Origin of the sequence: Flavobacterium reichenbachii (assembly GCF_002217435.1) — a bacterium.
Lineage (GTDB): Bacteria > Bacteroidota > Bacteroidia > Flavobacteriales > Flavobacteriaceae > Flavobacterium > Flavobacterium reichenbachii.
Map to the genome: position 1 here is coordinate 398,540 of NZ_MUHF01000007.1, position 23,331 is coordinate 421,870.

General features: G+C 33.6%; 23 protein-coding genes and 1 riboswitch. Of the genes, 8 read left to right on the forward strand and 15 right to left on the reverse strand.

Annotation, left to right across the window (positions count from 1 at the left end):
- From B0A68_RS08705 to B0A68_RS08715, 3 genes are read right to left on the reverse strand one after another with little or no spacing between them, the layout of a single operon-like run.
- Window positions 1–531 (reverse strand): DUF4252 domain-containing protein, encoded by a 531-nt coding sequence (locus B0A68_RS08705; RefSeq protein ID WP_035687810.1) that lies wholly within the window; start codon window positions 529–531, stop codon window positions 1–3.
- A 60-nt stretch (window positions 532–591) separates the two neighbouring features.
- Window positions 592–1,089 (reverse strand): hypothetical protein, encoded by a 498-nt coding sequence (locus tag B0A68_RS08710; protein WP_035682006.1) that lies wholly within the window; start codon window positions 1,087–1,089, stop codon window positions 592–594.
- Window positions 1,076–1,585, reverse strand: coding sequence for an RNA polymerase sigma factor (locus tag B0A68_RS08715; protein ID WP_035682004.1), 510 nt, complete (start codon window positions 1,583–1,585; stop codon window positions 1,076–1,078). Before B0A68_RS08715 ends, B0A68_RS08710 begins: the two co-directional genes overlap by 14 nt.
- 206 nt (window positions 1,586–1,791) lie before the next feature.
- Here B0A68_RS08715 and B0A68_RS08720 point away from each other — a divergent pair, with 206 nt between their 5' ends.
- Window positions 1,792–3,267 carry a S41 family peptidase gene (locus B0A68_RS08720; RefSeq protein ID WP_035682003.1) on the forward strand — a complete coding sequence of 492 codons (1,476 nt, stop codon included), beginning with the start codon at window positions 1,792–1,794 and terminating at the stop codon, window positions 3,265–3,267.
- 72 nt (window positions 3,268–3,339) lie between these two features.
- Here the strand turns inward: B0A68_RS08720 and B0A68_RS08725 are convergent, their stop codons facing one another.
- The 3 genes from B0A68_RS08725 to B0A68_RS08735 form a co-directional block, all read right to left on the reverse strand.
- Entirely contained in the window at window positions 3,340–4,410 is a 1,071-nt protein-coding gene (locus B0A68_RS08725) for a YncE family protein (protein ID WP_035682000.1), read from the reverse strand.
- Between the two features lie 5 nt (window positions 4,411–4,415).
- On the reverse strand, window positions 4,416–6,278 hold the full coding sequence (locus tag B0A68_RS08730; RefSeq protein ID WP_035687808.1) for a TonB-dependent receptor plug domain-containing protein: 1,863 nt from the start codon (window positions 6,276–6,278) through the stop codon (window positions 4,416–4,418).
- A 27-nt stretch (window positions 6,279–6,305) separates the two neighbouring features.
- A riboswitch (cobalamin riboswitch) is annotated at window positions 6,306–6,512 on the reverse strand.
- A 121-nt stretch (window positions 6,513–6,633) separates the two neighbouring features.
- Entirely contained in the window at window positions 6,634–6,996 is a 363-nt protein-coding gene (locus tag B0A68_RS08735) for a DUF5522 domain-containing protein (RefSeq protein ID WP_035681999.1), read from the reverse strand.
- Between the two features lie 166 nt (window positions 6,997–7,162).
- Between B0A68_RS08735 and B0A68_RS08740 the strand changes: the two genes are divergently transcribed.
- The 4 genes from B0A68_RS08740 (at window position 7,163) to B0A68_RS08755 (ending at window position 10,751) form a co-directional block, all read left to right on the forward strand.
- Window positions 7,163–8,305: an ABC transporter substrate-binding protein gene (locus B0A68_RS08740; protein ID WP_035681997.1), complete on the forward strand. Its 1,143-nt coding sequence runs from the start codon at window positions 7,163–7,165 to the stop codon at window positions 8,303–8,305.
- A 1-nt stretch (window position 8,306) separates the two neighbouring features.
- Window positions 8,307–9,335 carry a FecCD family ABC transporter permease gene (locus tag B0A68_RS08745; RefSeq protein WP_035681994.1) on the forward strand — a complete coding sequence of 343 codons (1,029 nt, stop codon included), beginning with the start codon at window positions 8,307–8,309 and terminating at the stop codon, window positions 9,333–9,335.
- A 133-nt stretch (window positions 9,336–9,468) separates the two neighbouring features.
- Window positions 9,469–9,882 (forward strand): GxxExxY protein, encoded by a 414-nt coding sequence (locus tag B0A68_RS08750; RefSeq protein WP_035681992.1) that lies wholly within the window; start codon window positions 9,469–9,471, stop codon window positions 9,880–9,882.
- A 92-nt stretch (window positions 9,883–9,974) separates the two neighbouring features.
- Window positions 9,975–10,751, forward strand: a complete 777-nt coding sequence (locus B0A68_RS08755) for an ABC transporter ATP-binding protein (RefSeq protein WP_035681988.1) — start codon at window positions 9,975–9,977, stop codon at window positions 10,749–10,751.
- Here the strand turns inward: B0A68_RS08755 and B0A68_RS08760 are convergent.
- The 4 genes from B0A68_RS08760 to B0A68_RS08775 are packed head-to-tail and all read right to left on the reverse strand — an operon-like array spanning window position 10,748 to window position 13,264.
- A complete protein-coding gene (locus B0A68_RS08760) occupies window positions 10,748–11,557 on the reverse strand; it encodes a hypothetical protein (protein ID WP_035681986.1) in 810 nt (269 codons plus the stop codon). The two genes, B0A68_RS08755 and B0A68_RS08760, sit on opposite strands and share 4 nt — an antisense overlap.
- A gap of 25 nt (window positions 11,558–11,582) precedes the next feature.
- A complete protein-coding gene (locus tag B0A68_RS08765; protein WP_035681983.1) occupies window positions 11,583–12,167 on the reverse strand; it encodes a hypothetical protein in 585 nt (194 codons plus the stop codon).
- 10 nt (window positions 12,168–12,177) lie between these two features.
- Window positions 12,178–12,633: a tRNA (cytidine(34)-2'-O)-methyltransferase gene (locus tag B0A68_RS08770; protein ID WP_035681980.1), complete on the reverse strand. Its 456-nt coding sequence runs from the start codon at window positions 12,631–12,633 to the stop codon at window positions 12,178–12,180.
- 52 nt (window positions 12,634–12,685) lie between these two features.
- Complete coding sequence (locus tag B0A68_RS08775; RefSeq protein ID WP_035681977.1) at window positions 12,686–13,264, reverse strand: pseudouridine synthase; 579 nt, start codon at window positions 13,262–13,264, stop codon at window positions 12,686–12,688.
- Window positions 13,265–13,407: 143 nt separating this feature from the next.
- On the opposite strand from B0A68_RS08775, the gene B0A68_RS08780 reads away from it, so the two are divergent.
- The 3 genes from B0A68_RS08780 (at window position 13,408) to B0A68_RS08790 (ending at window position 18,600) form a co-directional block, all read left to right on the forward strand.
- Window positions 13,408–13,782 carry a hypothetical protein gene (locus tag B0A68_RS08780; RefSeq protein ID WP_035681974.1) on the forward strand — a complete coding sequence of 125 codons (375 nt, stop codon included), beginning with the start codon at window positions 13,408–13,410 and terminating at the stop codon, window positions 13,780–13,782.
- A 346-nt stretch (window positions 13,783–14,128) separates the two neighbouring features.
- Window positions 14,129–14,881: an SDR family NAD(P)-dependent oxidoreductase gene (locus B0A68_RS08785; RefSeq protein ID WP_035679716.1), complete on the forward strand. Its 753-nt coding sequence runs from the start codon at window positions 14,129–14,131 to the stop codon at window positions 14,879–14,881.
- A 302-nt stretch (window positions 14,882–15,183) separates the two neighbouring features.
- Entirely contained in the window at window positions 15,184–18,600 is a 3,417-nt protein-coding gene (locus tag B0A68_RS08790; RefSeq protein WP_035679719.1) for a T9SS-dependent choice-of-anchor J family protein, read from the forward strand.
- Between the two features lie 55 nt (window positions 18,601–18,655).
- Here B0A68_RS08790 and B0A68_RS08795 read toward each other — a convergent pair whose 3' ends face one another.
- From B0A68_RS08795 to B0A68_RS08815, 5 genes are read right to left on the reverse strand one after another with little or no spacing between them, the layout of a single operon-like run.
- On the reverse strand, window positions 18,656–19,192 hold the full coding sequence (locus B0A68_RS08795; protein ID WP_035679721.1) for a MepB family protein: 537 nt from the start codon (window positions 19,190–19,192) through the stop codon (window positions 18,656–18,658).
- Window positions 19,193–19,243: 51 nt separating this feature from the next.
- Complete coding sequence (locus tag B0A68_RS08800) at window positions 19,244–21,469, reverse strand: hypothetical protein (RefSeq protein ID WP_035679723.1); 2,226 nt, start codon at window positions 21,467–21,469, stop codon at window positions 19,244–19,246.
- A complete protein-coding gene (locus tag B0A68_RS08805) occupies window positions 21,466–22,017 on the reverse strand; it encodes an RNA polymerase sigma factor (RefSeq protein WP_035679726.1) in 552 nt (183 codons plus the stop codon). Before B0A68_RS08805 ends, B0A68_RS08800 begins: the two co-directional genes overlap by 4 nt.
- Window positions 22,018–22,067: 50 nt before the next feature.
- Window positions 22,068–22,466, reverse strand: a complete 399-nt coding sequence (locus tag B0A68_RS08810) for a hypothetical protein (RefSeq protein ID WP_035679729.1) — start codon at window positions 22,464–22,466, stop codon at window positions 22,068–22,070.
- A gap of 7 nt (window positions 22,467–22,473) precedes the next feature.
- Window positions 22,474–23,331, reverse strand: coding sequence for a protease complex subunit PrcB family protein (locus B0A68_RS08815; protein WP_035679731.1), 858 nt, complete (start codon window positions 23,329–23,331; stop codon window positions 22,474–22,476).

Sequence of the window (23,331 nt, forward strand, 5' to 3'; positions counted from 1 at the left end):
TTATCTTTTACCTTTAGAGGCTTTTTTAAGATCAGTTCCGCCAGGAAGCTGCATTTTGTCTGTTAGTACAGAAATTTCGTTTAGATCAAAATTACCTGTTAAGGATAATAGAACCGTTTCGTCATTTTTAGCACCGTCTACAAACATTAGCAATTCTTTGATCTGTGTATCGCTTGCGCCAGATTTCACCATTATTCTAACATTTTTCCCGCTGTCGTTTACTCGCATTAATTCTTCTAAACCAGATGACTTGATGTATTTGTCGGCAGAAGCTTTCATGTCTGCTTCGATTTTAGGATTTTTAGTAGTAAACACTTTTAGGTAATCTAATTTTTTAATCAGATTAATGTATTGCTGTGTTTCTTTATCAGAAGCATCAACTTTTACTTTGCTCATTAAATCGAACATTTTTTTGTTTACAATTACAGAGGTCACATCGTCTTGACCGTCAAATTTATCAAAAGCATTTTGTGCATAAAAAGCTGTTGTGATCAATGTAAATACGATTGTTAGGACAAACTTCTTAACCATGCTGTTTGTATTATGTTTTCTGTATTCCTGATTTGTTGATTTCATTTTTGATTGATTTAATTATTGTTTAAATATTTTGTTTTTTGATTTCTCATATTCGTTAATGTATTGTACACTTTCGATACCAACATTAACATTGTTAGATAATAATGCTAAAGCTTTTTGCGTTGCTGCAAGGGCTTCCTCGGGATTATCATAGGTTCCTAATTCAGATTGCGCGACTACAGTAGTTGTAGTTTTTTCGCTTTCATACATATAGGTTCCAATTCCTAGTAAAACAACAATAGAGGCTGCAATAGATAACCATGCATTTCGTTTTTTATCACGAGACTTGGTGATTAATGGTATTGCTTCTTCTTTTTGATCAAAGTTCTCGAGTTCCTTGGTCGATTTTTGTTCTTTTACCTGAGAGAAATAACCAAACATTGGCTTATACTGCTCCAAATGCTGCGCAACATCTGATGAAGAAAAGTATTCTTTTAATTCTTTTTCTTCAGCAATAGAAGTTTCTCCCTGAAAGTATTTTTCTAATATATTTTCTATTTTATTTAATTCCATAACTGTGTGTGTTAACCATTGATTCTCTAATTTTTTTTCTCGCTCTCGAAAGTGCTACTCTGATAGCCGTTTCATTCATATTGACAATTTTCGCAATTTCATCAAATTCATATTGTTCAACATCGCGTAACTGAATTATTATTTGTAATTGTTCGGGCAGTTCTGCAATTATTTTTCCTACCCACTCTAAGCTGTCTGCATCTTCTAATTTTTTGTCTAATTGAGGCTGCCGGTCTGTAAAATTGTTATGCGCAATCTGAAGATTTCCTGCCCGTTTAGATTTTAACTGATCCAGACAATAATTTTTGGTCATTGTCATGGCTAGTGCTTCTACACTATTATATGCGCCTAAATTTTCTTTTTTATTCCATAACTTCACCATTACTTCCTGAGTGGCATCCTCGGCCTCTTCTGTGCTGGTAAGCAATCTTTTTGCCAGACGAAATACTTTGTCTTTAAAAGGATTTATTAATTCTATAAACACAATTTGGTTCATCTGTGGTTTATTTTGGGTTGGTTTTGGCTGCTAAGTTAACTTACATTTTAGTGCTTAATAGTCAGCTTATATAGTCAAGACGAAGCACAATTATTTTTGTTACAGGAGAATTGAATTATTTTTTATTTAAAATAATTTTAAGAAACTTATAAATGTTAAAACTAAAGGTAGTATTTTTACGTTAATAGTTTTATATAACCAGATTTATGAAGACAATATTCAAAACCATACTTATATTATTTGTTCTTGCTTTTTCTTTGCAGTCGTGTGAAGATCAGGATGATGTAGATGCACCGGCATCGTTGCAGGTAAATGATTTTATCTGGAAAGGATTACATCAGTACTATTTATGGCAGGCAGATGTACCCAATTTGGCAGACGACCGTTTTGGCAATAATCAACAAGCTCTTAACTCTTTTTTGGCAGGATATTCTAATCCAGAAGATTTGTTTCAGGATTTGCTGTATAAACCCATCAGTAAATTTCCTAAAGGACAGGCGGTAGATCGTTTCAGCTGGATTGTTGATGATTATACTGTTCTGGAACAAGAACTGCAGGGAACTTCAAAAAGTGATGGAGTTGATTTCAGGCTCAGCTATAAACCAAACAGCACTACAGAATTGTTTGGCTACGTAAGATATATCATTCCTAATTCTAATGCTTCTGCAAAAGATATAAAAAGAGGTGATATTTTTACAGCTGTAAATGGTACTCAATTAACGGTTTCTAATTATCAGTCTTTATTGGTAAATGCTGAAAGTTATACCTTAAATATGGCAACCTTAAACGGAACTACTCTAACTAGTAATGGTAAATCGGTAGAATTGTCAAAAACAACTTTGGATGAAAATCCGATTTTAATTAATAAAGTAATCACTTCTGGAAATCATAAAATTGGTTATTTGATGTATAATGGATTTTATCCAAACTATGATGCTCAGATGAACAGCGCTTTTGGCGAATTATTATCAAAAGGAGTCACAGATTTGGTTTTGGATTTAAGATATAATGGAGGAGGGTCAATCCAGACTTCTACACGTTTGGCAAGCTTAATTACAGGACAGTTTAAAGATAAGATTTTTGCAAAACAAAAATGGAATAGCAAAATTAACACTGCTTTTGAAACTGAAAATCCTGAATCATTAAACAATAGATTTGTAGATAATATTAACGGAACGCCATTAAACAGTCTTCGCCTAAATAAAATTTATATCTTGACGACAAGCGGTACGGCATCTGCAAGTGAATTAGTTATAAACGGATTGAAGCCTTATATTACGGTTGTTCAAATAGGGGATTTTACAACAGGAAAAAATGTAGGATCGGTAACTTTATATGATTCTGAAACATTCTCTAAATCAAAAGTAAATCCAAATCATAAATATGCAATGCAGCCTTTGGTATTGAAAATTGTAAATGCAAGTGATTTTGGCGAATATACAGATGGTCTAGAGCCAACTCAGAAGCAACTTGAAAGTTTATCTAATATGGGTGTTTTAGGAGAAACTTCAGAACCTTTATTAAATACGGCAATCGCTTCTATTACGGGAGCAACTGCCAAAAGAGTTCCGCAGGACAAAATAGAATTAAAGACCTTTACAGATGCTAAAGCAATAAACGGTATTAAGAATCAGATGTATCTTGAAAAAGCTCCGGAAGGACTTTTAAGATCATTAAAATAGAAATAAAAAAAGGCTTTCAGAAATGAAAGCCTTTTTTGAAAAAATCCAAAAACTAAAAACTAATTTTAAAAATTAATTGTTAAAGTAAAAACCATTTGGCGTTATACCCACTCCAAATGTGTTAGATAATGTTCCTGTTAAAGAATAGATATAAATATCTCCATCATCTGAATAGTTTACAGCATCAGCAAAATAGATCTGATTGTTTTTTACAGCAAATCCATATAAGTTTGTGACTTTAGACGCTTTGAATATTGAGGCAGCAGGCAAAGTAGTTGCGCTTACAGCTGTAGAATAAACATCTGTACCAATAGTATAATATAATTTACTGTTTTCTATATCCAAAAATCCAGGGTGTGTTTTCTCTGGGAAATTAATTGTAGAAGTAATAGTATTAGTGCTTAAATTAAGCTTAACAATTTTACCAGCAGTTTCTACGTCAGCATAATATGGTTTTCCGTCACATAAAATATATAATGTTCCATTGTCTTTTACTAACGAACTCGGTACGTCTCCAACTGTAAGGTTTGATGTAACTGTATTAGTAACAGCACTAATTATAGTTAAAGAATTACCTTGATTCCATCCGCCTTTGTGAGCAACGTATAGTTTTGCATCATTCTGAATGATTTTTTCAGGACCTTCGGCAACAGGAATTTTAGAAGTTACAGTGTTTGTCGTAAGATCAAGTACCGCTACATAATCATCTGTTGGAGAACCTGGTTCTCCCCAGTTTGTAACATATCCTTTTCCGTTTGCAAAAGCAATAAATCTAGGATTATTCAAACCAGTAGTGATTGTTGCGATACTTTTAAACGTAAAACGGTTTACAAGTTCAATTTTATTAGATCCGTTTGTAATGATGTAAGCAAAGTCACCATTGATACCAATACTTTGTGGTGTATCGCCAGAAATTTTATCTGAATTAACCAATGTAAATACGTTGTTCTCTATTTTAAGATCGCTTGATAAGAATGAAATTGTTCCGTTAGTCGTTCCGTTATTTCCTTCATTTACGATAAATAGTCCTCCGTCATAGTTTCCGCGTGCTACTGCTGGTGTATTATCGTCGTCACTGCTGCAAGATGCAAAAAATGCCGAGCTTACAATAACAGCCAAAAATAGTTTGTTCAATTTCTTCATGTTTTTTAAAAGTTAAGGTTAATATATATCGTATAATTTCTTCCAGGCATTTGTCTGCTGATCACAGGCTGATAATTTTCGTTCAAAATATTTAAGACTTGAAATCCAAGTTTGTAACTGTTTTTTGTGCCAAAGTCATAATCGACTCCAAAATTACCAACGTTATAATCTTTAATTTTTCCAGATATGCTGTTAAAAGGTGTGCTGTAGACTTCTCCGTTATATAAATATTGTAGGTAAGAAGATATTTTTTTCCAATTATAAGAAACTGCACCAGTCAATTTATGGTAAGGAACATATACCAATTGTTTATAAAGTACTTCTCCCTTAATTAACTGTTTACTTTCTGAAACCGTGTAGGCGTAAGTTCCGTTAATAGTAAAATGATGGTTGTCAATTTTAGTTTTCCATTCCAATAATACTTCGGCACCATATGCTCTCACTTTAGAAGTGTTTTCTGGTGACCAAGTGTCACCGCCGCCTTCTGAAGGAACCCAGCGCAATAAATCTTTAATAGAATTGTAATAACCCGTTACAGACAAGGAAAAGTTTTTTGTAAAAAACTCATTGCCAATTTCAGCCTGATAAGATGTTTCAGGTTTTAAATTCGGATTCCCGCTTCCTTCCCAAAACAAATCGTTGTAAGTAGGCATTCTGTAATTCTTTGAAGCATTTAATTTTACACGATAAAAATCGGCAAATTGGTATCTTGTTCCTAAAGAAAATAGAAAAGGGTTTCCGTAATTATCGGTTAATTCCTGACGAATACTAGCCGTATAATCCCATTTGTCAGTTACTAAATGGCGTAAAAGCAAACTCGCAGAACCTATTTCTCTTTTTACATTATCAATACTTGATCCGTAACCTTTATTTCTATTGTAATCAATTATAGAATTTAATTTGATTTTATCACTTACATCAAAAGCCAAATCATATTTTATGATGGCGGTTTCTACTTTTCCAAAAGTGAAAAAATCGGAAGTAATACTTGGGAAATACTTATAAGATTCGCTTATGTAAGCAGCTTTAACTTTAGAAGTAAAACGGTTCGATACATTTTCCCATTCTAAAAGACTGCGGGTATTAAAATCATTGTATTTTGTTTTTGACGCAGTAGGAGAAGTCAGAGAAAAATGTCGTTCTGAATCATAAAACTGGCTGTATATTTTTAAAGTATTATTTGAGTTTATTTTGTATCCAAAATTGGTATTCAAACTTGTATTGTAATATTCTCCGTTAATGTTTTTTTGATTGGTGTTTCCGGGATATTTAAAATCGTTTTCAGAACTGTTTCTTGAAATGTTAGCCTGAAAACTATATTTTTCTGATGATGCGGCAAGTCGATAATTTGCACTATACGTGTCATAACTTCCCGCGCTGAAAAATACCTGATTGGAGAAATTATTTTTAAAACTCAAATCATTATTAAGGTGAATACTCCCGCCAATAGCGCCGCTGCCGTACAAAATACTTCCTCCTCCGGCTTTTACAGCTATAGAATTAAAATCTCTGGTTCCGATTGTATTAAAATCGGTCTGACCTAAAAACTGCGAATTGATGTTTATTCCGTTCCAGATTACAGCAGTTTGTGATCCCGTAGTTCCTCTAAAGGAAGGTGTAGAAGTCATTCCGAGACCATTTTCTTTTAAGTAAATAACAGTATTGTAATTTAAAAGCGAAGTTAAAGAGGATTGATTTTTACTGATAACAGAATCATTCAAAACCTGAACGGACTGCGATGCAGCATACTTTTTAAGGTTAATGTCAGAAACTATAACTTCTTTAAGTTTGGTAATAGAATCTTGCTGCGCCGAAATAATCTGGCACAAAACTAGAAAGCAAAAAACAAAACATTTTTTTAAAGTCATAATTTCTACACCCTTTTTCCCGAGAGTTCGATATTTGTTATAAAGGCAGGTCTCCTGGCTTACGTCTTGTTGTTTACCTTCCCAATCGCAGGGGCGAACAGTGGCTTTGCAGCTAACAACAAGCATTCTTTTCAGAACTAAGTTTACAGTTGCGGGTACAGCTCAAGTTTTTACTTGATTCCCTTTTAATGTGTTATATAAAAATATAACCCAACCTTAAATTTCGTGCAAAGATAGAATTTAAAATATTGAATTTTCAAATTTCTTTTGCTTTTTATGTGAAATTCTAAACAAAACAGCTGTTAAAGTAAGATTTTAATTACCTCTGTGTGTTTGAGTATAAATGCTGCAAAATTTAATAAGGACAATGTCTGCAGTCGTTGCCGCAACAGCTACCTCTTTTAAGATGAAACCAGGATTTAAAAACATAATCTCCATTTTCGATATAATAATCTATGTCTTCAATCAATATTTCGGTTTTTTCTAATGTTGCAGCTTTATTATAAAGTGCTTTTTTTGGAGTTATTGTTTCTACATAAGCGTCGATTTTGTCAATGCATGCTTCTTTAAAACAAGCTGGACAAAGGCAGTCTCCGCCATCAGAGAGATTAAAAATGGGAGGGAAATCATTGCACCAGCATTTGTTCTCAACAGAAATATCTCCACAGCTGAAAAGGGATTCGCAGCTAGAGCAGATTTTTGTTTTTACGGTGTTCATAATATAAAAATGGTATTGTTGACTTTTGTAAGAATAAAATTAAACAAAAAATTTAGAAATTGCTTTACCTTTGTCATTATTCAAAAAAGAATAAATTAAATTGATTCAAGCAGTCAGTCACAATAGGTGCTGCACCTTTTAAAACCAAAAACAACACATCTGCCATATGAAATCATTATTTCCTAAATTGATTTTTATTTTATCGTTTTTTCTCCTAATCGGGTGTAAAAAGAATGAAACACAGAATAGTACCATTTCTGAAAATATTACAAATAGTGTAGAATATGCTTCTGGACTTTCTATTCTAAAATACGAGGGATATTCGGTCGTAAAAATTATAAATCCCTGGCCAAACTCCAATAAAAATTTTACTTATGTTCTAAAAGAAAAAGAAGCAAAAGTACCGGACAGCTTAGAAAAATACACTTCTATAAAAGTGCCTTTAGAATCTGTTGTGGTAACTTCTACAACAAATATTCCTTTTCTGGAAATGCTCGAAGTAGAAAATAAACTGGTTGGTTTTCCTCAAACCGATTATATTTCATCAGAAAAAACAAGAGTATTAATTGATAAAGGTTCGGTAAAAAACGTTGGACAAAACGAAAAATTAAATATCGAACAATTGATCGAGCTTGCGCCAGACTTAATTGTAACATTTGGAATTGATAATAACAATCCGATGCTGGATAATTTGAAAAAAAGCGGTTTAAATGTTTTAATTCAAGGCGACTGGATGGAACAGTCTCCGCTCGGAAAAGCAGAATGGATCAAACTTTACGGTGCCTTATTTGGGAAAGAAGATAAAGCCAAAGAACTGTTTGATAAAATTGTAGACAGTTACAAACAAGCTCAAAAATTGGTATCAGAACAGCCTGCCGCATCAAGCGTTTTGTACGGATCAATGTATGAGGATGTTTGGTACGTTGCAAAAGGAGAGAGCTGGGTTGCAGAATTTATGAAAGATGCAAAATCGAATTATTTATGGGCAGATCTTAAAGGAACAGGAAGTGAAGGGCTCTCTTTTGAAAAAGTATTGGTAAAAGCCAAAACCGCAAACTTTTGGATCGCTACAGGTTCTGTTAAAACCTTAGAAGAATTAGGAAAAAATAATCCGCATTATACAGAATTTGACGCCTTTAAAAATAAAAATGTTTATAGTTTTGAAAGTAAACTTGGCGCAACAGGAGGAACAATTTATTATGAATTATCGCCAAGCCGACCTGATTTGGTTCTGAAAGATTATATCAAAATTTTTCATCCCGATTTACTGCCAAGTTACGAATTTACTTTTGCGTCTAAACTGAACTAAATTGACAGATAAAAAACGAAATACCATTTTATTTTTAATGCTGGCTGCTGGTTTAGTTTTTATGTTTCTTGCCAGTATTAGTTTAGGATCGGTTACGATTCCCTTAAAAGAAGTTTTCACCAGTTTGACAGGCGGACAAGCCAGCAAATCGACTTGGGAATATATTATTATAAATTATAGACTTCCAAAAGCTATAACGGCTGTTTTGGTTGGCGCTGGTTTATCAATCAGTGGTTTACTTATGCAGACTTTATTTAGAAATCCGCTTGCAGGACCTTACGTTTTAGGATTAAGTTCCGGTGCCAGTCTGGGAGTTGCCTTTGTGATTTTAGGGGCAGGTTTTCTGCCTTCTTTTTTACGTACAATCGCTTTATCGCCATACGGAATAGTTATGGCTTCAACGTTAGGAAGTACATTGGTTTTGCTTCTGGTTTTAGTCGTTTCGCAGCGCTTAAAAGATACAATGGCTATTTTAATTGTTGGATTAATGTTCGGTAGTTTTACCACTGCAATTGTTTCCGTTTTAACGTATTTCAGTACAGCAGAACAGCTTCAGAAATTTACCTTTTGGTCTATGGGAAGTTTAGGAAATCTTTCCTGGTCTACAATTGGTATCTTTTCAGTTTGCGTTTTAATCGGTCTTCTTTTGAGTGCAGGCAGTATTAAACCTTTGAACGCATTGTTATTAGGCGAAAACTATGCAAAAAGTGTCGGACTGAATTTCAAGAAAGCCAGACTGATTATCATATTTGCAACCAGTATTCTGGCAGGAAGCATAACTGCTTTTGCAGGGCCGATTGCGTTTATTGGACTGGCCGTACCGCATATCGCAAAGCTGACTTTTCAAACCAGCAATCATTCGATTTTGTTTTGGAGTACTTTGTTTTTTGGAGCCGCAATTATGTTGTTTTGTGATATAGTTTCAGAAATGCCGGGGTTTGATATTACGCTTCCAATAAATGCCATTACCTCAATAATTGGAGCGCCGGTTGTAATCTGGCTTTTAGTCAGAAAAAGAAATTTTAGGTAATAACTTACAAAAGTAATATATTAGTCTTTTTTAACACATAGGAACATAGCTGTAAATCTTTTAAAAAGGCATTTCATTTTTCTATAACAATCATAGATGGTGAAATCGGCAGAGTTCTATTTTAATTAGATTAATGATTACACAAAAATATTTAGACGAGTTAAGCTATCAAGTAGTGGGTGCGTGCATAGAAGTTCATAAAAGTATAGGGAAAGGATTGCTTGAAAACATCTATCATGAATGTTTAAAAGAAGAACTAACTTATCGAAAAATAAATTTTTTTACAGAAATGAAAGTACCTTTGATTTATAGAAATAAGGAATTAAATGCTGATTTACGATGTGACTTATTTGTTGAGAATTGTTTAGTTGTAGAATTAAAGGCAACATCAGAAATAAATCCAATACATGAAGCGCAGCTCATGACTTATATGAAACTTTTAAAAGCTCCAAAAGGAATTATAGTTAATTTTAATTGCTTTAATATTTTTAAAGAAGGACAAAAGACATTTGTAAATGAATATTTTAGGCTGTTGCCAAAGTTATAAATTTAGCTATGTTTTAATTACATGTAATTTTTTAAAAAACTTTTAAAGGAAAAGAGAGAATCTATATCTCTATGTGTTAAAAATAACTTGCAATGAAAAACATTTTATCAACTTCAAATTTAAATATTGGATATAAATCCAAGAAGGCCGTTACAACTATTGCGGAACATTTAAATCTGAATTTAGCTTCTGGAAAATTGATCAGTTTAATAGGTGCAAACGGAATAGGAAAATCAACTTTGCTGAGAACCATAACCGGAATCCAGAAACCATTATCCGGAAAAGTTTATTTGAATGATAAAAACATCTCCGATTATAAACCTTTAGAATTAGCTCAAAATTTAAGTTTAGTTTTAACAGAAAAACTCCCTCCAAGTAATCTGTCTGTTTTTGAATTGGTCGCTTTAGGGCGTCAGCCGTATACCAATTGGGTAGATACTCTATCGGATGATGATATCGAAAAAGTACAGCAGGCGATGCAGCTTACACAGATCGAACATTTGGCACGAAAAAAACATTTTGAGATCAGCGACGGTCAATTACAAAAAGTTTTAATTGCGCGTGCTCTTGCGCAGGATACGCCGTTAATTATTTTAGACGAACCTACGACACATCTCGATTTACTGCACAAAGTTTCGTTATTCAAATTATTAAAAAAGCTGACTCAGGAAACCCAAAAGTGCATTTTGTTTTCTACACATGATATAGATCTTGCCATTCAGTTAAGCGATGAAATGATTGTCATGACGCCAGAAAGTATTACACAAGATCAGCCTTGTAATTTAATTTCAAACGGAACATTTAATGCCCTATTCAAAGACGAAAACATTATTTTTGATGCTGAAAAAGGAAAGTTTATTGTGACTTAAATAGTGTTTTCACTGCGGACACGATATACATGCAGTAGATTTTCCAGCTCTTTATATTTTACATCCAATTCATCAATATCGATCATTTTATCATTAAATGCCAGATAGGTTGTCGTGTTTTTTCCTCTTTTTTGTGTAAAAACTCTGTCGTTTCTTATGTTTTTCCATTTAAAAAGCTGTTGTTCGTCTTTTAATTTTATTCCTTCAGCATTAATTATGATTTGAGGTCTTTTGTCCAATATTTTCTTAATTTGATTGTAAGACATATACAGACCAACTGCCAATGGAACCAGTCCAAAGTATTCCTTTTCTAACACGAAATAAACACCTGTTATAGCTATAAATAAATATATGATTAACAGAAAGAAGATTGTAATTCTTGAGTAACGAATTATCGTTTCTTTTGGAACAGAAATATCATCGATAAAAATGTCTTTTTCCAGGAATTTTTTCTCTAATCGATTTAATTTTTGTTTTTGCTCATAATTTCTGAATTCTGTTTTTTCAAACCAGCTTCCGCTTTCCCAAATCAAATTTTCTTCGATCGCTTTTCTTTTCAATTCGTGTACGTTTCTAACATTTTCATACGCCCAGACTTTCCAGATATTTGCAAAATAACTCCATACGAGCCAGCCCAATGAAAATCCAATAACGAATCCGGCAAAAACGATCCAGCCGTCAATTTTTTTTAAATAGAAAAGAAAAATACTTATTCCAATACAACTAAAAGTCGCAATCATCGGAAGATATTTTAACTGTAATCTGCCTTTATTTAAAGCCTGCTCTACGCTTACTGTTTCTTTCATATTGTTTTATAAGTGAAATGAAAATTTACTGAATTCTACTTTGGTTTAGTTTTTTTACTTTTCTGCTGATCATTGTGAAAATTCCAACAAATAGAAGGAAAATGGAAATTTTCATTACTAGTTCAAGGAATATATTTGAGGGATAAATGCCTGAACTATGCATGGTCCAGGAACTTGGTAAATAATCTCTATGAAAAGACGTTAGAATAATTACCATTCTTTCGATTGATAGAATAAGTAGAAAACTAAAAATTAATCGCAGCAAAATATTTCTTCGGATTTTTTCCAATCGCAGCAACTGCGTTATAGAAAACCATAATAAGGGCTGAAGCCAAAAGCCGAACCAGTACGCTCCGAACATTATTCGGAGAAGATAAGTCCTGCTTTCTTCATCGCTGCTGTTAAATTCAGCAAACGTTGCCGCAATCCAGACGATAATATAAATGATTCCGATAAGTGCAATAAAACGGTTGGACTGATCGTCAACCTCTTTTAGGAAAAGTTTTTTGGTAAAAATTGAAAGGATTAGTAATAGAATGGTAGTGAATCCATAGGCTGTTAAAAAATCTACAAGTAAAAATTCGAAATTAAAAAGTAATTTTTCAATCATTTTTCTAAAATTAAAGTTTTAGCCCAATTTGTCTTTTAGCTTCTCCAACAACAAATGCAACCGAATTTGCAATATTAAAACTGCGAATAAGCGGTGACATCGGAATTGTCAAATGATTGTCAAATCTTGCCAGAAACTCTTTGCTTAAACCAACGCTTTCTTTTCCGAAAACGAGCCAGTCACCATCCTGAAATTCAGTTTCCAAATACGACTTCTCGGCGTGTGAACTCATTAAAAAAACACGCGACTGATCCGGAATCTGCTTCATCCATTCGTCTGCATTTTGATATTCGGTTACATCAAGATGCACCCAATAATCTAAACCCGAACGTTTCAGGTTTTTATCGTTAATCACAAATCCGAAAGGGTGAATTAAATGAAGCCGACTTTCGGTACCTACACACAAGCGCCCGATATTTCCGGTATTGTTTGGTATTTCTGGTTCTACAAGAACAACGTTTAGCATTATTGTTAATTTGTTTATGGGGTTAATCGTTAATTTGAGAATTATCTAATTTTCAAATTGATATATCTAATTTAAAATCAGGAACTTCGAGAACTTCTCCAGCTTTTAAGTTTTGCAAATATACATTTCCTACACGTACACGCACTAAACGAAGTGTCGGAAATCCAACAGCAGCGGTCATTTTGCGAACCTGACGAAATTTACCCTCGTTTACAGTAATAGACGCCCAGGAAGTCGGGCCATGACGCTCGTCTCTGATTTTTTTTGCTCTTAGACCAAAATCAGGAATTTCTGTAACAATAAAAGCTTTGCAGGGTTTGGTTTTATATTTCCCGCCGTCAAAACCAATTTCAACACCTTTCTGCAGTTCTTCGATCGCTTCTGGAGTAATTACCCCGTCAACTTGTACGTAATATTCTTTGTCAACTTTTTTACTTCTAATTTGTTCACTAACTTTTCCGTCGGTTGTCAGTAACAGCAATCCTTCAGAATCTTCATCGAGACGCCCGATGGCCATAGTGCCTTCAGGAAAATTATATAATTCTCCCAAAAGTTTTTTCTTTCTCTTTAATTCATATATGAACTGGCTGAGATAGCCGTAAGGTTTAAAAAGAATAAAATGTTGATGCATTCTTTATTTGTTTTGATGCAAATATACTTTTGTTACACAGTATTAAAAAGTGCAATTGCCTAATTATCCAAAAGCTATGTTAAATGCCTTACTTTTTGGCTTAAGAATTCGTAATATTATATATACAATTAAAATATAAGGTCATGGAAAATAATAATTTAGGAACAAAGAAAATAAACGGCGCACAGAAAAATATAGAAGAATCTAAAGGAAAAAATGTTTCTCACGATTCAGAATCAAAAGAACCAAAATTAAATACAGAGGTTGTAACGGATACTGACGGAAATAAGGAAACAGTAAAAAGAGCACGAAACGAAAACGAGAAAATAGAAAAAGTTCCTTCCAAAACCATGAGCAGTAATGCAAATGCAAATCGTGGTGTTTCGACAGAAGAAGAAGCCGAAAAAACAGTTGAAAACAAAGATAGAAATTCTGATGTTACGGCCAATCGTTATCCTAATTCGCATCCTGACAATCATAAAGACCGCGGTAATATGAAGTTAGACGAGGAAGATTAATGCCAATAATTCGTTCGGTATAATTATCAAAAAAAGTTAATTTAACACATAGAAACATAGGATTTAAAATGTTTAGGAAAGATAATTTTAAAAAATCTTGATTTTTTACACATAGCTATGTTTGTTAAAACAAGTGAAACGCCTTTTATAAGTTTACAATATCTATGTTTCTATGTGTTGAAAATAATTACACAATACAAAAATTTTATCTTTTTTTAGATTAGATTATGGTAAAATAACATTTGATTAGCATAAGAAGTTAATGTTATTGTAAACCTGTAATAAGAGCCGGCTTCTTGTTTAGTTCTTCGTAAATTAGAAGTATCAATTTTAAAATTTAATTAAAATGGCACTTTTAGAAAACAAAGTTGCTTTTGTATCTGGCGGAGGTTCTGGAATCGGACGCGCAGTTGCAGAACCTTACGCTCGAGAAGGAGCAAAAGTAGTAGTATCTGATATAAATGTAGAACACGGAGAGGCAACCGTACAAACAATAAAAGAAAGTGGTGGAGAAGCTTTTTTTGTAAAGGGAGATTCATCGAGTGCAAGTGATAATAAACACATGGTTGAAGTGACAGTCTCTAAATACGGTCGTCTGGATATTGCCTGTAATAATGCAGGAATGGGCGGTCCGGCTAAACCAACCGGCGAATACGAGCCAGAGTCTTGGGATAAAGTTATAGCACTTAATTTGAGTGGTGTTTTTTATGCCTGCCGCTATCAATTAGAACAAATGGAGAAAAATGGCGGTGGAAGTATTGTCAATATTGCCTCGATACACGGTCAAGTAGCGGCGCCAAACAGCGTGGCTTATACAGCGAGTAAACATGGAGTTGTAGGTTTGACAAAAAATATCGCAGTAGAATATGCACAAAAAAATATTAGATGCAATGCTGTGGGGCCTGGTTATATTGAAACAGCGCTTTTAAAAGATAATCTGAACAAAGATATGATGACCGCCGTAGCGGCGAAATCTGCAATGAATCGTTTGGGAACTGCCGAAGAAATTGCAGAGTTGGTAGTTTTCTTAAATTCTGATAAATCATCTTTCACAACAGGAAGTTATATAATAGCTGATGGTGGTTATACTGCGGTATAATAAATTACGAAAAGCTTCGATTAAAAAAAGCAGTAAGCAAATGTTTACTGCTTTTTTTTGCATTTAAAAGAGTTATTTGTAGGAAATACGGGTGTTTACGAGGTGCTTTTGTGTAATGCTTGTTTTGAATTATGTCTTATATTATGGCTTTTTGTTTAGATTTATTTTAATGTAATGAATTTAATTTTGTGTTTTATTGAATTATATTAATAAATAAACAAACATTAAGTTTATAGTTTTATAATATTAGCTTAACTTTAAAGGCTATAAATTAGACTTCTAAAAACTCTATTCTAAAACGTATGAAAAAAATTTACTTCTTACGCCATATTCTGGCTTTTTCATGTTTTTTTGGGTGCTTTTCTCAAGATATATTATCTCAGACCATGCCAGCAGTTCATAAACTGCCGTACACTCAAAATTTTGATACATTAGCGCCGACTGCCACAGCTTTTCCAAAAGGATTTCAAGGCTGGACAGCTTCTACGAGTCCAGGAGCTGCTTTTAACACCAACGCGACAGTTGGAGCTGATAGACCTCTTATAGCAAGCAGTACTGCAGCCACCAGCAGTGGTAATTTTCATAATTATAATGGTAAAATCGGTTTCTTAAATGGTTCATCTTTAGATCTAACTATCGCATTTGCTTTTTCTACCCTTAATAAAACTGGTATTCAACTTCAATACGATGCCATGACCATACGCAATCCTTATGGATTAGCGGGAAATCCTGTTTCTACACGTATTAACGAGATGGTATTACAATACCGTGTGGGAACAACTGCAGCATTTACTTTTATACCAGAAACGGTATACAAGAACACTGTCGATCAGCAGATCACGGCTGTTACAACTCCGCAGAATTTGAAGAACATAAAAATTACACTTCCTGCAGAATGCGATAATCAGGCGGTGGTTCAAATACGATGGATTTCCAGACAAGAGTCGGGTGCAGGATCAAGACCTTCTTTTGCAATTGATAATTTAAAAGTTGGCGATGATAAAGCAGCTCCGGTTAACGAATCGGGCTATCCTAAAATTGCAGAAATTTTATCAGATGGATTTGACTTTTTTAGTAAAATAAATGAAGTTGGTACAACATACTTCGTTTTAACAGCTTCTGGCAGCGCACAGCCAACAGCAGCACAAATAAAAGCAGGTTTAGACGCTTCGGGAGTTGCAGCTCTTCAGGCAGGTTCTGTAGATATTACCAATAAGTCATTAGAATATTCAAAAATTTTGACAGGCTTAACAGCAAGTACATCGTACACAGTTTATTCTGTTTCTGAAGATTTTTTTGGAAACCTTCAAACCGCAGCAGATAAATTAGATGTCACAACTGCAGCAACCCTTATTCCATCCATAAGAACAACAAGTACAGCTCTAAATTTTGGAAGCAGTGAACAAAATATTGATTCCTCAATTTTGAGTTATCAAATCAACGGAAAAAATATAAACAGTCCGGTTAATTTGACTGCAAGTGCTAATTTCAGTGTTTCAAAAGATAATATTACTTTTCAGTCGACAGTGAGTTATACGGCTGCCGAATTTGCTTCAAATGCTGTTCAAACAGTGTATGTACGTTTTAAACCAACTGCAACAGGAGTTTTTACCGGAACAATAACCCATGAAACTGCTGGGGCTTTGAGTAAAACAATTTCTGTGTATGGAATAGGGTCTAACCCTTATGTTCAGGATTTTGAAGATCCAAATGTTTTAACAAATAGCGGCTGGACACAGTATAATCTTGCAGGAACGACAAACAAATGGACTCATACTACAGTAGTGCGAAATGTAAATACAGGAACTGGAGCCGTTTTAGTAAATGGATTCTCAGATACCGGAGCAAGTAAAGACTGGCTGATTTCGCCAAAATTACGTTTAGATACATTTGATAAATTTGCTTTATTGTCATTCTATTCGCGTAAGTTTTATGGGGGACCAAGTTTAAAATTAATGGTTTCTACAAATTATGACGGAATAAGCAGTCCTGAAACTGCAACGTGGACAGCATTAGACGGAAAATTTCCAACCATAACCGGAACTTATTTTCAATCAGCCTATATAAACTTAAGCGCATTTAAAACAGATCATACTTATCTGGCATGGGTTTATGAAACTGCATCGGGAGGTACTGATAATGCTGCTGAATGGTCAATAGATGATATTGCGATTACTAATGAAGGCGGTTATGTAGATGCAAATCCTGTTTTGGATTTTGGTGCTGTTATTGCAAATACAACTTCTGCAAGTCAGTCTTTTGTTCTTAAAGCAGATGGTTATGGAGATATTACACTTACAGCGCCTTTAGATTATCAGATTTCCTTAGACAATATTACGTTTCAATCCAGTATAGTTGTTGATGCAGCAACGGCGGCGAATAAAACAATTTTCGTAAGATTTACACCATCATCAAAACAATTGGCAATAACGGGTAAATTGACCGTTTCTGGAACTTCATTAAACAAACAAATCGGATCATTAACAGGATCATCGCTTCCTAAAGCAGATACTTATGATGTGGTGAGCTACAACTTAGAATTTTTTGGGACCGCGGTAAAAGGTACAGATGGAGTTGAGTTTGGTCCTACAGATAATGTACTGCAAGTACAAAACGTTGCCAAGGTGATGAATAAACTAGACGCAGATGTGTATGTTGTACAGGAAGTTTCTGATGATGCTTCTTTGAATGATTTAATTCAGCAAATAAGCATTAACGGAAAAACATTTGATAAAACAATTTCTACATCATGGTCGTATTCGTTTCAGGCGCCAGATCCAAATTTCCCGCCTCAAAAATTGGTAGTTATTTACAATACTCAAACCACAACGGTTAAGAAAACCAGAGTAATGTTTAAAGAATTATACGATGAGGTTCGTGCCGGAACAAAAACATTACCAAATTATCCTGGTGGTAATGGCAGCAGCTTTTTCTCTTCTGGACGTTTACCATATTTAGTTACGGTAGAAACAAACCTTGGCGGTATTACAAAAGAAATTAATTTGATTGACCTGCATGCACGCGCCAACAGCGGCTCAGATATTTCGAGATATAATATGCGTAAATACGATGCACAAGTTCTTAAAGATAGTTTAGATGCGCATTATCCAGATGCTAACTTTATGATTTTAGGAGATTTTAATGACGATGTAAAAACCTCTGTTATTGCAGGACAAGGATCGTCTTATGAAAGCATTGTTACAGATACAAATCGTTATAATGCTTTAACATTAGGAATCAGCCAGGCTGGAGCATTCAGTTTTTTAAGTTCTGGAGGATTTTTAGATCATATTGTGATTTCTAATGAATTATCAGATCAATACATTCCAAATTCAATTGCGGTATACGATCCTCGTAATGACATTCCGAGTTATACAACTACAACCTCAGATCACGGTCCGGTAATTGCCCGATTCGAATTAAAACAAGATGTATTGTCGACACCAGATTTTGGTAAAAGTAATTATTTTGTAAAAGCCTATCCAAACCCGGCATCTGATCAATTAAATTTTGCGGTAAAAACAAATGCCGGCAGAAATTTGAAAATCAGATTGTACGATATAAACGGACGCGCAGTCGGCAATCCGATACAGGTAAAAGACGAATCTGAAATCAATACAGCATCAATTTCGATAAACAATTTAGCAGCAGGATTTTATATCTATACGGTAACCGAAAATAATAAGGTAATCTTCAAGGATAAGATCATTAAAAAGTAAAAAAATAAAAGCAAAAAAGCCGTTCATTTGAACGGCTTTTTTGCTAATCAGAATTTCAGTGAAGCTGTAATAATTTTTTAGCTTTATTTAAATCAACAGCATCTTGATTTGGTATGGAAAGAAAATATTCTAACTGCCACTTTTGCGTTTTTTCTGCCTGTTTATTCGTCGTTTCATCCCAAGGAGGATAAACTCTTGTGGCTCTTTTTCCTTCTTTGTTTGTTGTCGAGAAAACTCCTTTTGCCAGCAGTATTTCTTTAGGAAAAATAAATTGCCCGAAAAGATCATTTTTACGGACATTGACTAGGACAAAATCAATGGCATCAGAAAAATCAAAAGGTTCAATTATGCCATCATTATTTCGTTTCCACAACGTTACAAACTGGCCCGTTTTGGTCGGAGTAATTTTTGCTGATCTGTAACAGATTTCTTTTTTGTTTAATGTAAAACGATACGCATCATATTCTTTACTTTCGGCTTCTGGCTGAGGTTGTGTACAATCAATATCACAAAAGTCAAAAATTAGATTCTTTGCAAGAATAAGATCAGAAGGTATTGATTCCTGATTGATCCAGTTATTTTGGGTAGTCATTTTATTGTAAGTTTAAAAAGAAATATTTTTTAAACTTACAATAAACAACTTTTAAAAAGAAACATTAAGTCCGAAATTTAATCCCCATTGGAATTGATTGAAAGACTGGCTGTTCAACGGATTTATATAATAATTTACAGCAGGTTCCACAAAAACATTTGTCTTTTTATAAACCTGATACTGCAGCGTACTGCTCAGGGTAGAACCGTAGACATAATCGTTTGCATTTACATTTTGTCCGAGTGAAGTTCCATCCAGGATTACCTGATTAGAAATTAACTTACCAACAAAACCGCCCGTGTTTAAATTGATGCTGGCTTTGTTTTTATTAAATACAGAATACGAAACTTCCAACGGCATTTCGATATATCTTAAACTTTGATCTAAATTTCCAGTCTGAATATTCGAACTGCTGACCGCTTCTTTGGTGTTCGCTGGAATCAGTAAATAATTACTGTCGGTTGCAATTGGAGCTGCAGCCAAATTTTGTGCAGCATAGTTATCTCCAATAGTAAAAAAGACGTTGTTTTTTGCACTCATGTACGAGACATTAGCAACACTCTGTCCTAATTCGTTTATTTTAAAACCAGAAGCTACGGCCCATCTTTTGTTGATTTTATATTTCGTTTTTACACCGTATGTACTTGTTTGCTTAGAATCATTAACATTGCCAAGCGTTTTTTCATTTTTATAATTTTCAGAATTGGCAATCCCGGCAAAAACAGCGACAGCCCATTTTTCTCCTTTTTTGACAGCTTTAGTTTCTTTTTCTTCTTTAGTTTCAGGAACAATAATTCCTTTTTCTAAATTCTGAAGCTCAGCCAATTGCACAGAATCTTTTTTGCTTAAGACAGCATTATTAAATTTAGAGTTGTCTTTTTGAGTACTTGCAATAAATTTTTCATCTGCTGTGTTCTTACTTTTTTGTGTCGTTTTGCTTTCGCTAACAGTATTTTCAGCTCCGTTTAAAACGGGATTTGTTGTATTAAATGCGGTATTTTTATTATTTTTAGAAAGCAGCTGCTCATCAAAAATTGAATTTGAAAGCTGTTTTTTAGGAGAATTAAATTGATCTTGTTTTCCAAAAGAAATTTTCTGTTCAGCCAAAGCTTGATTTGTCTTTTTGGTTTTATTATTTGCAATTTGATTCTTAGAATCTGTATTAAACAAATTCTCTTTAGCCGGAACAAATGATTTTTCTGCTACTGTTTGGTTTACAGTTCTATTTTTACCAGTTGCAGTTTGATTATTAGAATCTGTATTAAACAAATTCTCTTTAGCCGGAACAAATGACTTTTCTGCTACTGTTTGGTTTACAGTTCTGTTTTTACCAGTTGCAGTTTGATTTTTAGAATCTATGGTAAATGAATTTTCTTTTGCCGGAACAAATGATTTTTCTGCTACTGTTTGGTTTACAGTTCTATTTTTACCAGTTGCAGTTTGATTATTAGAATCTGTATTAAACAAATTCTCTTTTGTCGGAACAAATGACTTTTCTGCCACTGTTTGGTTTACAGTTCTGTTTTTACCAGTTGCAGTCTGATTTTTAGAATCTGTATTAAACAAATTCTCTTTTGCCGGAACAAATGATTTTTCGGCCACTGCCTGATTTACAGTTCTGTTTTTACTGTTTTTTGAATCTTCATTATTCGAAGCATTTTTAATCAGGTTTTCTTTAGCCGGAGCAAATTGATGATCCGCAACAGCCTTATTTGAATTTGCTTTTTTATCTTTTAAATTTTGATATTTAGTATCTGTATTTAATGCGTTTTTGTCATCAGAAATGAAAGTTTTTTCAGCAACAGCCTGATTTTTATTTACAGCATTAGATTTAGGATCTAAAATACTTTTGTTTGATTTGTTTTTAGAGCTTTTATTGGAGTTTTCTAACTGATTTTGATCATCTGAGGAATCAGCCAATTCATTTGGACTTTCAACAATAATATTAGGATCTGATTTTAAAGTATTATCATTCTCTTTTGTCGAAATTGTGCTGTTTTTCTCCAGATTATTTTTTTTCGAATCAAGAACTACACTGTTGTTTTCTAATGAATTGCTATTTATATTTTTTATTCCAGATGTATTATTAAGATGAAAAATAGAATTAAGCATTAATCCTAATAACAAGCACGCAGCAGCCGACCACCAAAGAATAGCTCTTTTTTTCTTTTTGGGTTTTTCTAATTTCTCTTCAATCTGTGCCCATAATTCTGGCGGCGGAACACTCGAAAAGTTTTCCATTGATGAAAAGATATCTTCTATTTTTTGCTTCTTCATGCTGTTTTAAAATTTTTTATGCTCAAAATCTTTTTTTGCAAAATGTGCTTGGCTCGGTTTAAATTTGATTTTGATGTGCCTTCTGATATTTTTAGTAATTCGGCAATCTCTTTATGTTTCAATTTTTCAAAAACATATAAGTTAAAAACCGTCCGGTATTGATCGGGGAGATCTCGAATATATTCTAGTAACTTTTCTTGTTCTATCGGAATAATATCTAATTCTTCTTCTTCAACAAAATCGGTATCGGGATCAAAAACATCGAGAAAAAAACTTTCTTTTTTCTTTTTATTTAAAGTTTCGATGAGTTTGTTGATAAAAATACGTTTGAGCCAGCCTTCAAAACTTCCTTCAAATTTGTATTGGCTTATTTTCTGAAAAACAATCACAAAAGCCTCTTGAAAGACATCTTTTGCGTCATCTTCATTTTTCATATATTTCAAACAAATACCATATAAAACAGGAGAGAACAACTGATAAATTTTCAGTTGTCCCTCTCTGTCATTTTTAATGCACAGTTTGATATATTTTTCTAAATCGTTTTTCAAAAAATGGTTAAATTTGGTTTTGCAAAAATAGCGTTTATAAGATTATAAAACTATCTTTTGTAAATAGTGCGAGCGCCGTCCTGACTGTTGCATAAAATGGTTAGATTCTGATTGTCAAGACTTTCTATTACGTATGTTTTGCCTTCAAACGTGAGTAAGTCATGCTCTGCCTGATCAGAATAACCAATGCCTTTTTCCAGCTGATAAGTGCTGTTTCTAATCTCGACACCATTTTTATAAGTAATAACTCTTCCGTTATCTGTAAAGACAATTTTTTTGCTGAATCCTATAGATTTTGGAGTAGAAATATAAGGATTGCCCGCGCCTCCTACAGATTTTTCCCATGTCCAGGAATTGACAATCGAACCCTCAGTCACATTAGAGGAATCTAATGAATAAGCTGTGGTAAAAAGACCAAATACGATAAAAAAGAATAAAAACTTTTTCATGGCTTGATTATTTTAAACTGTTGATTTTATCTTGTATCGCTTTCTTAAAAAGGATAACCTCCGTATTTTGATCTGCAGTATCTGTTACATCGATGTAAACTTTTGTAACTGTTGCACCCTGACGTAATTCAAAATAAATACCACCCTGATTTGCACTGTTAGGAGTACCATAAGTTTTAGTCTGTCCTTTTAAGTTCAAAATTTCTGTTGGAACTTTTTTAAGGAAAGCATTATATTCATCTCTTTTGGTTTTTGCATCATATTTATATTGATCAAAATTATAACTTCCAGTTACTACATTTAAGTATTTTAAAGTGTTGAAGTCATTAAGTTGAAAAAAAGAATTTGCCGTACCATAACTTCCAATTACGATATTGTCTGATGTTTCTGTAGTTCTATTAAAGACAATTCCTTTTAATGTTTTTGGGATCAAAATATAATCTGCCGGATAAGTACGGGTCTGCGAAATAGTTTCTCCTGGCAAAGGGCTTTTTTCGTAAAAATTTACAACAATCTGGCATTTATTTTCTACAAGTGAAGTAATTTTTATAGCATAACCATTTGTTTCTTTAGGTCCTGCAAAAATTCCGATCAAACTGTTTTTACTAAAATCTATGGCGGCGTCAGTAGGATTTGCACAAGTATTATCGTGTTTTGTAAAAGTGGCATCCATCTTATCCTGATTGGTTACATACACTGCAGTAGCAGCACTAGGAGGCGTTTTTAAGCTGTAATTACATGGCAGGGGGAAACCTGTAAAAGCTAAATCTGCATAAGTACCGCAGTCAACATTATAATCGTCATTGTTAACAGAACAGGCACCCAATCCAAAAGCTATAAATAAGCTCAGCATTAATTTTTTCAT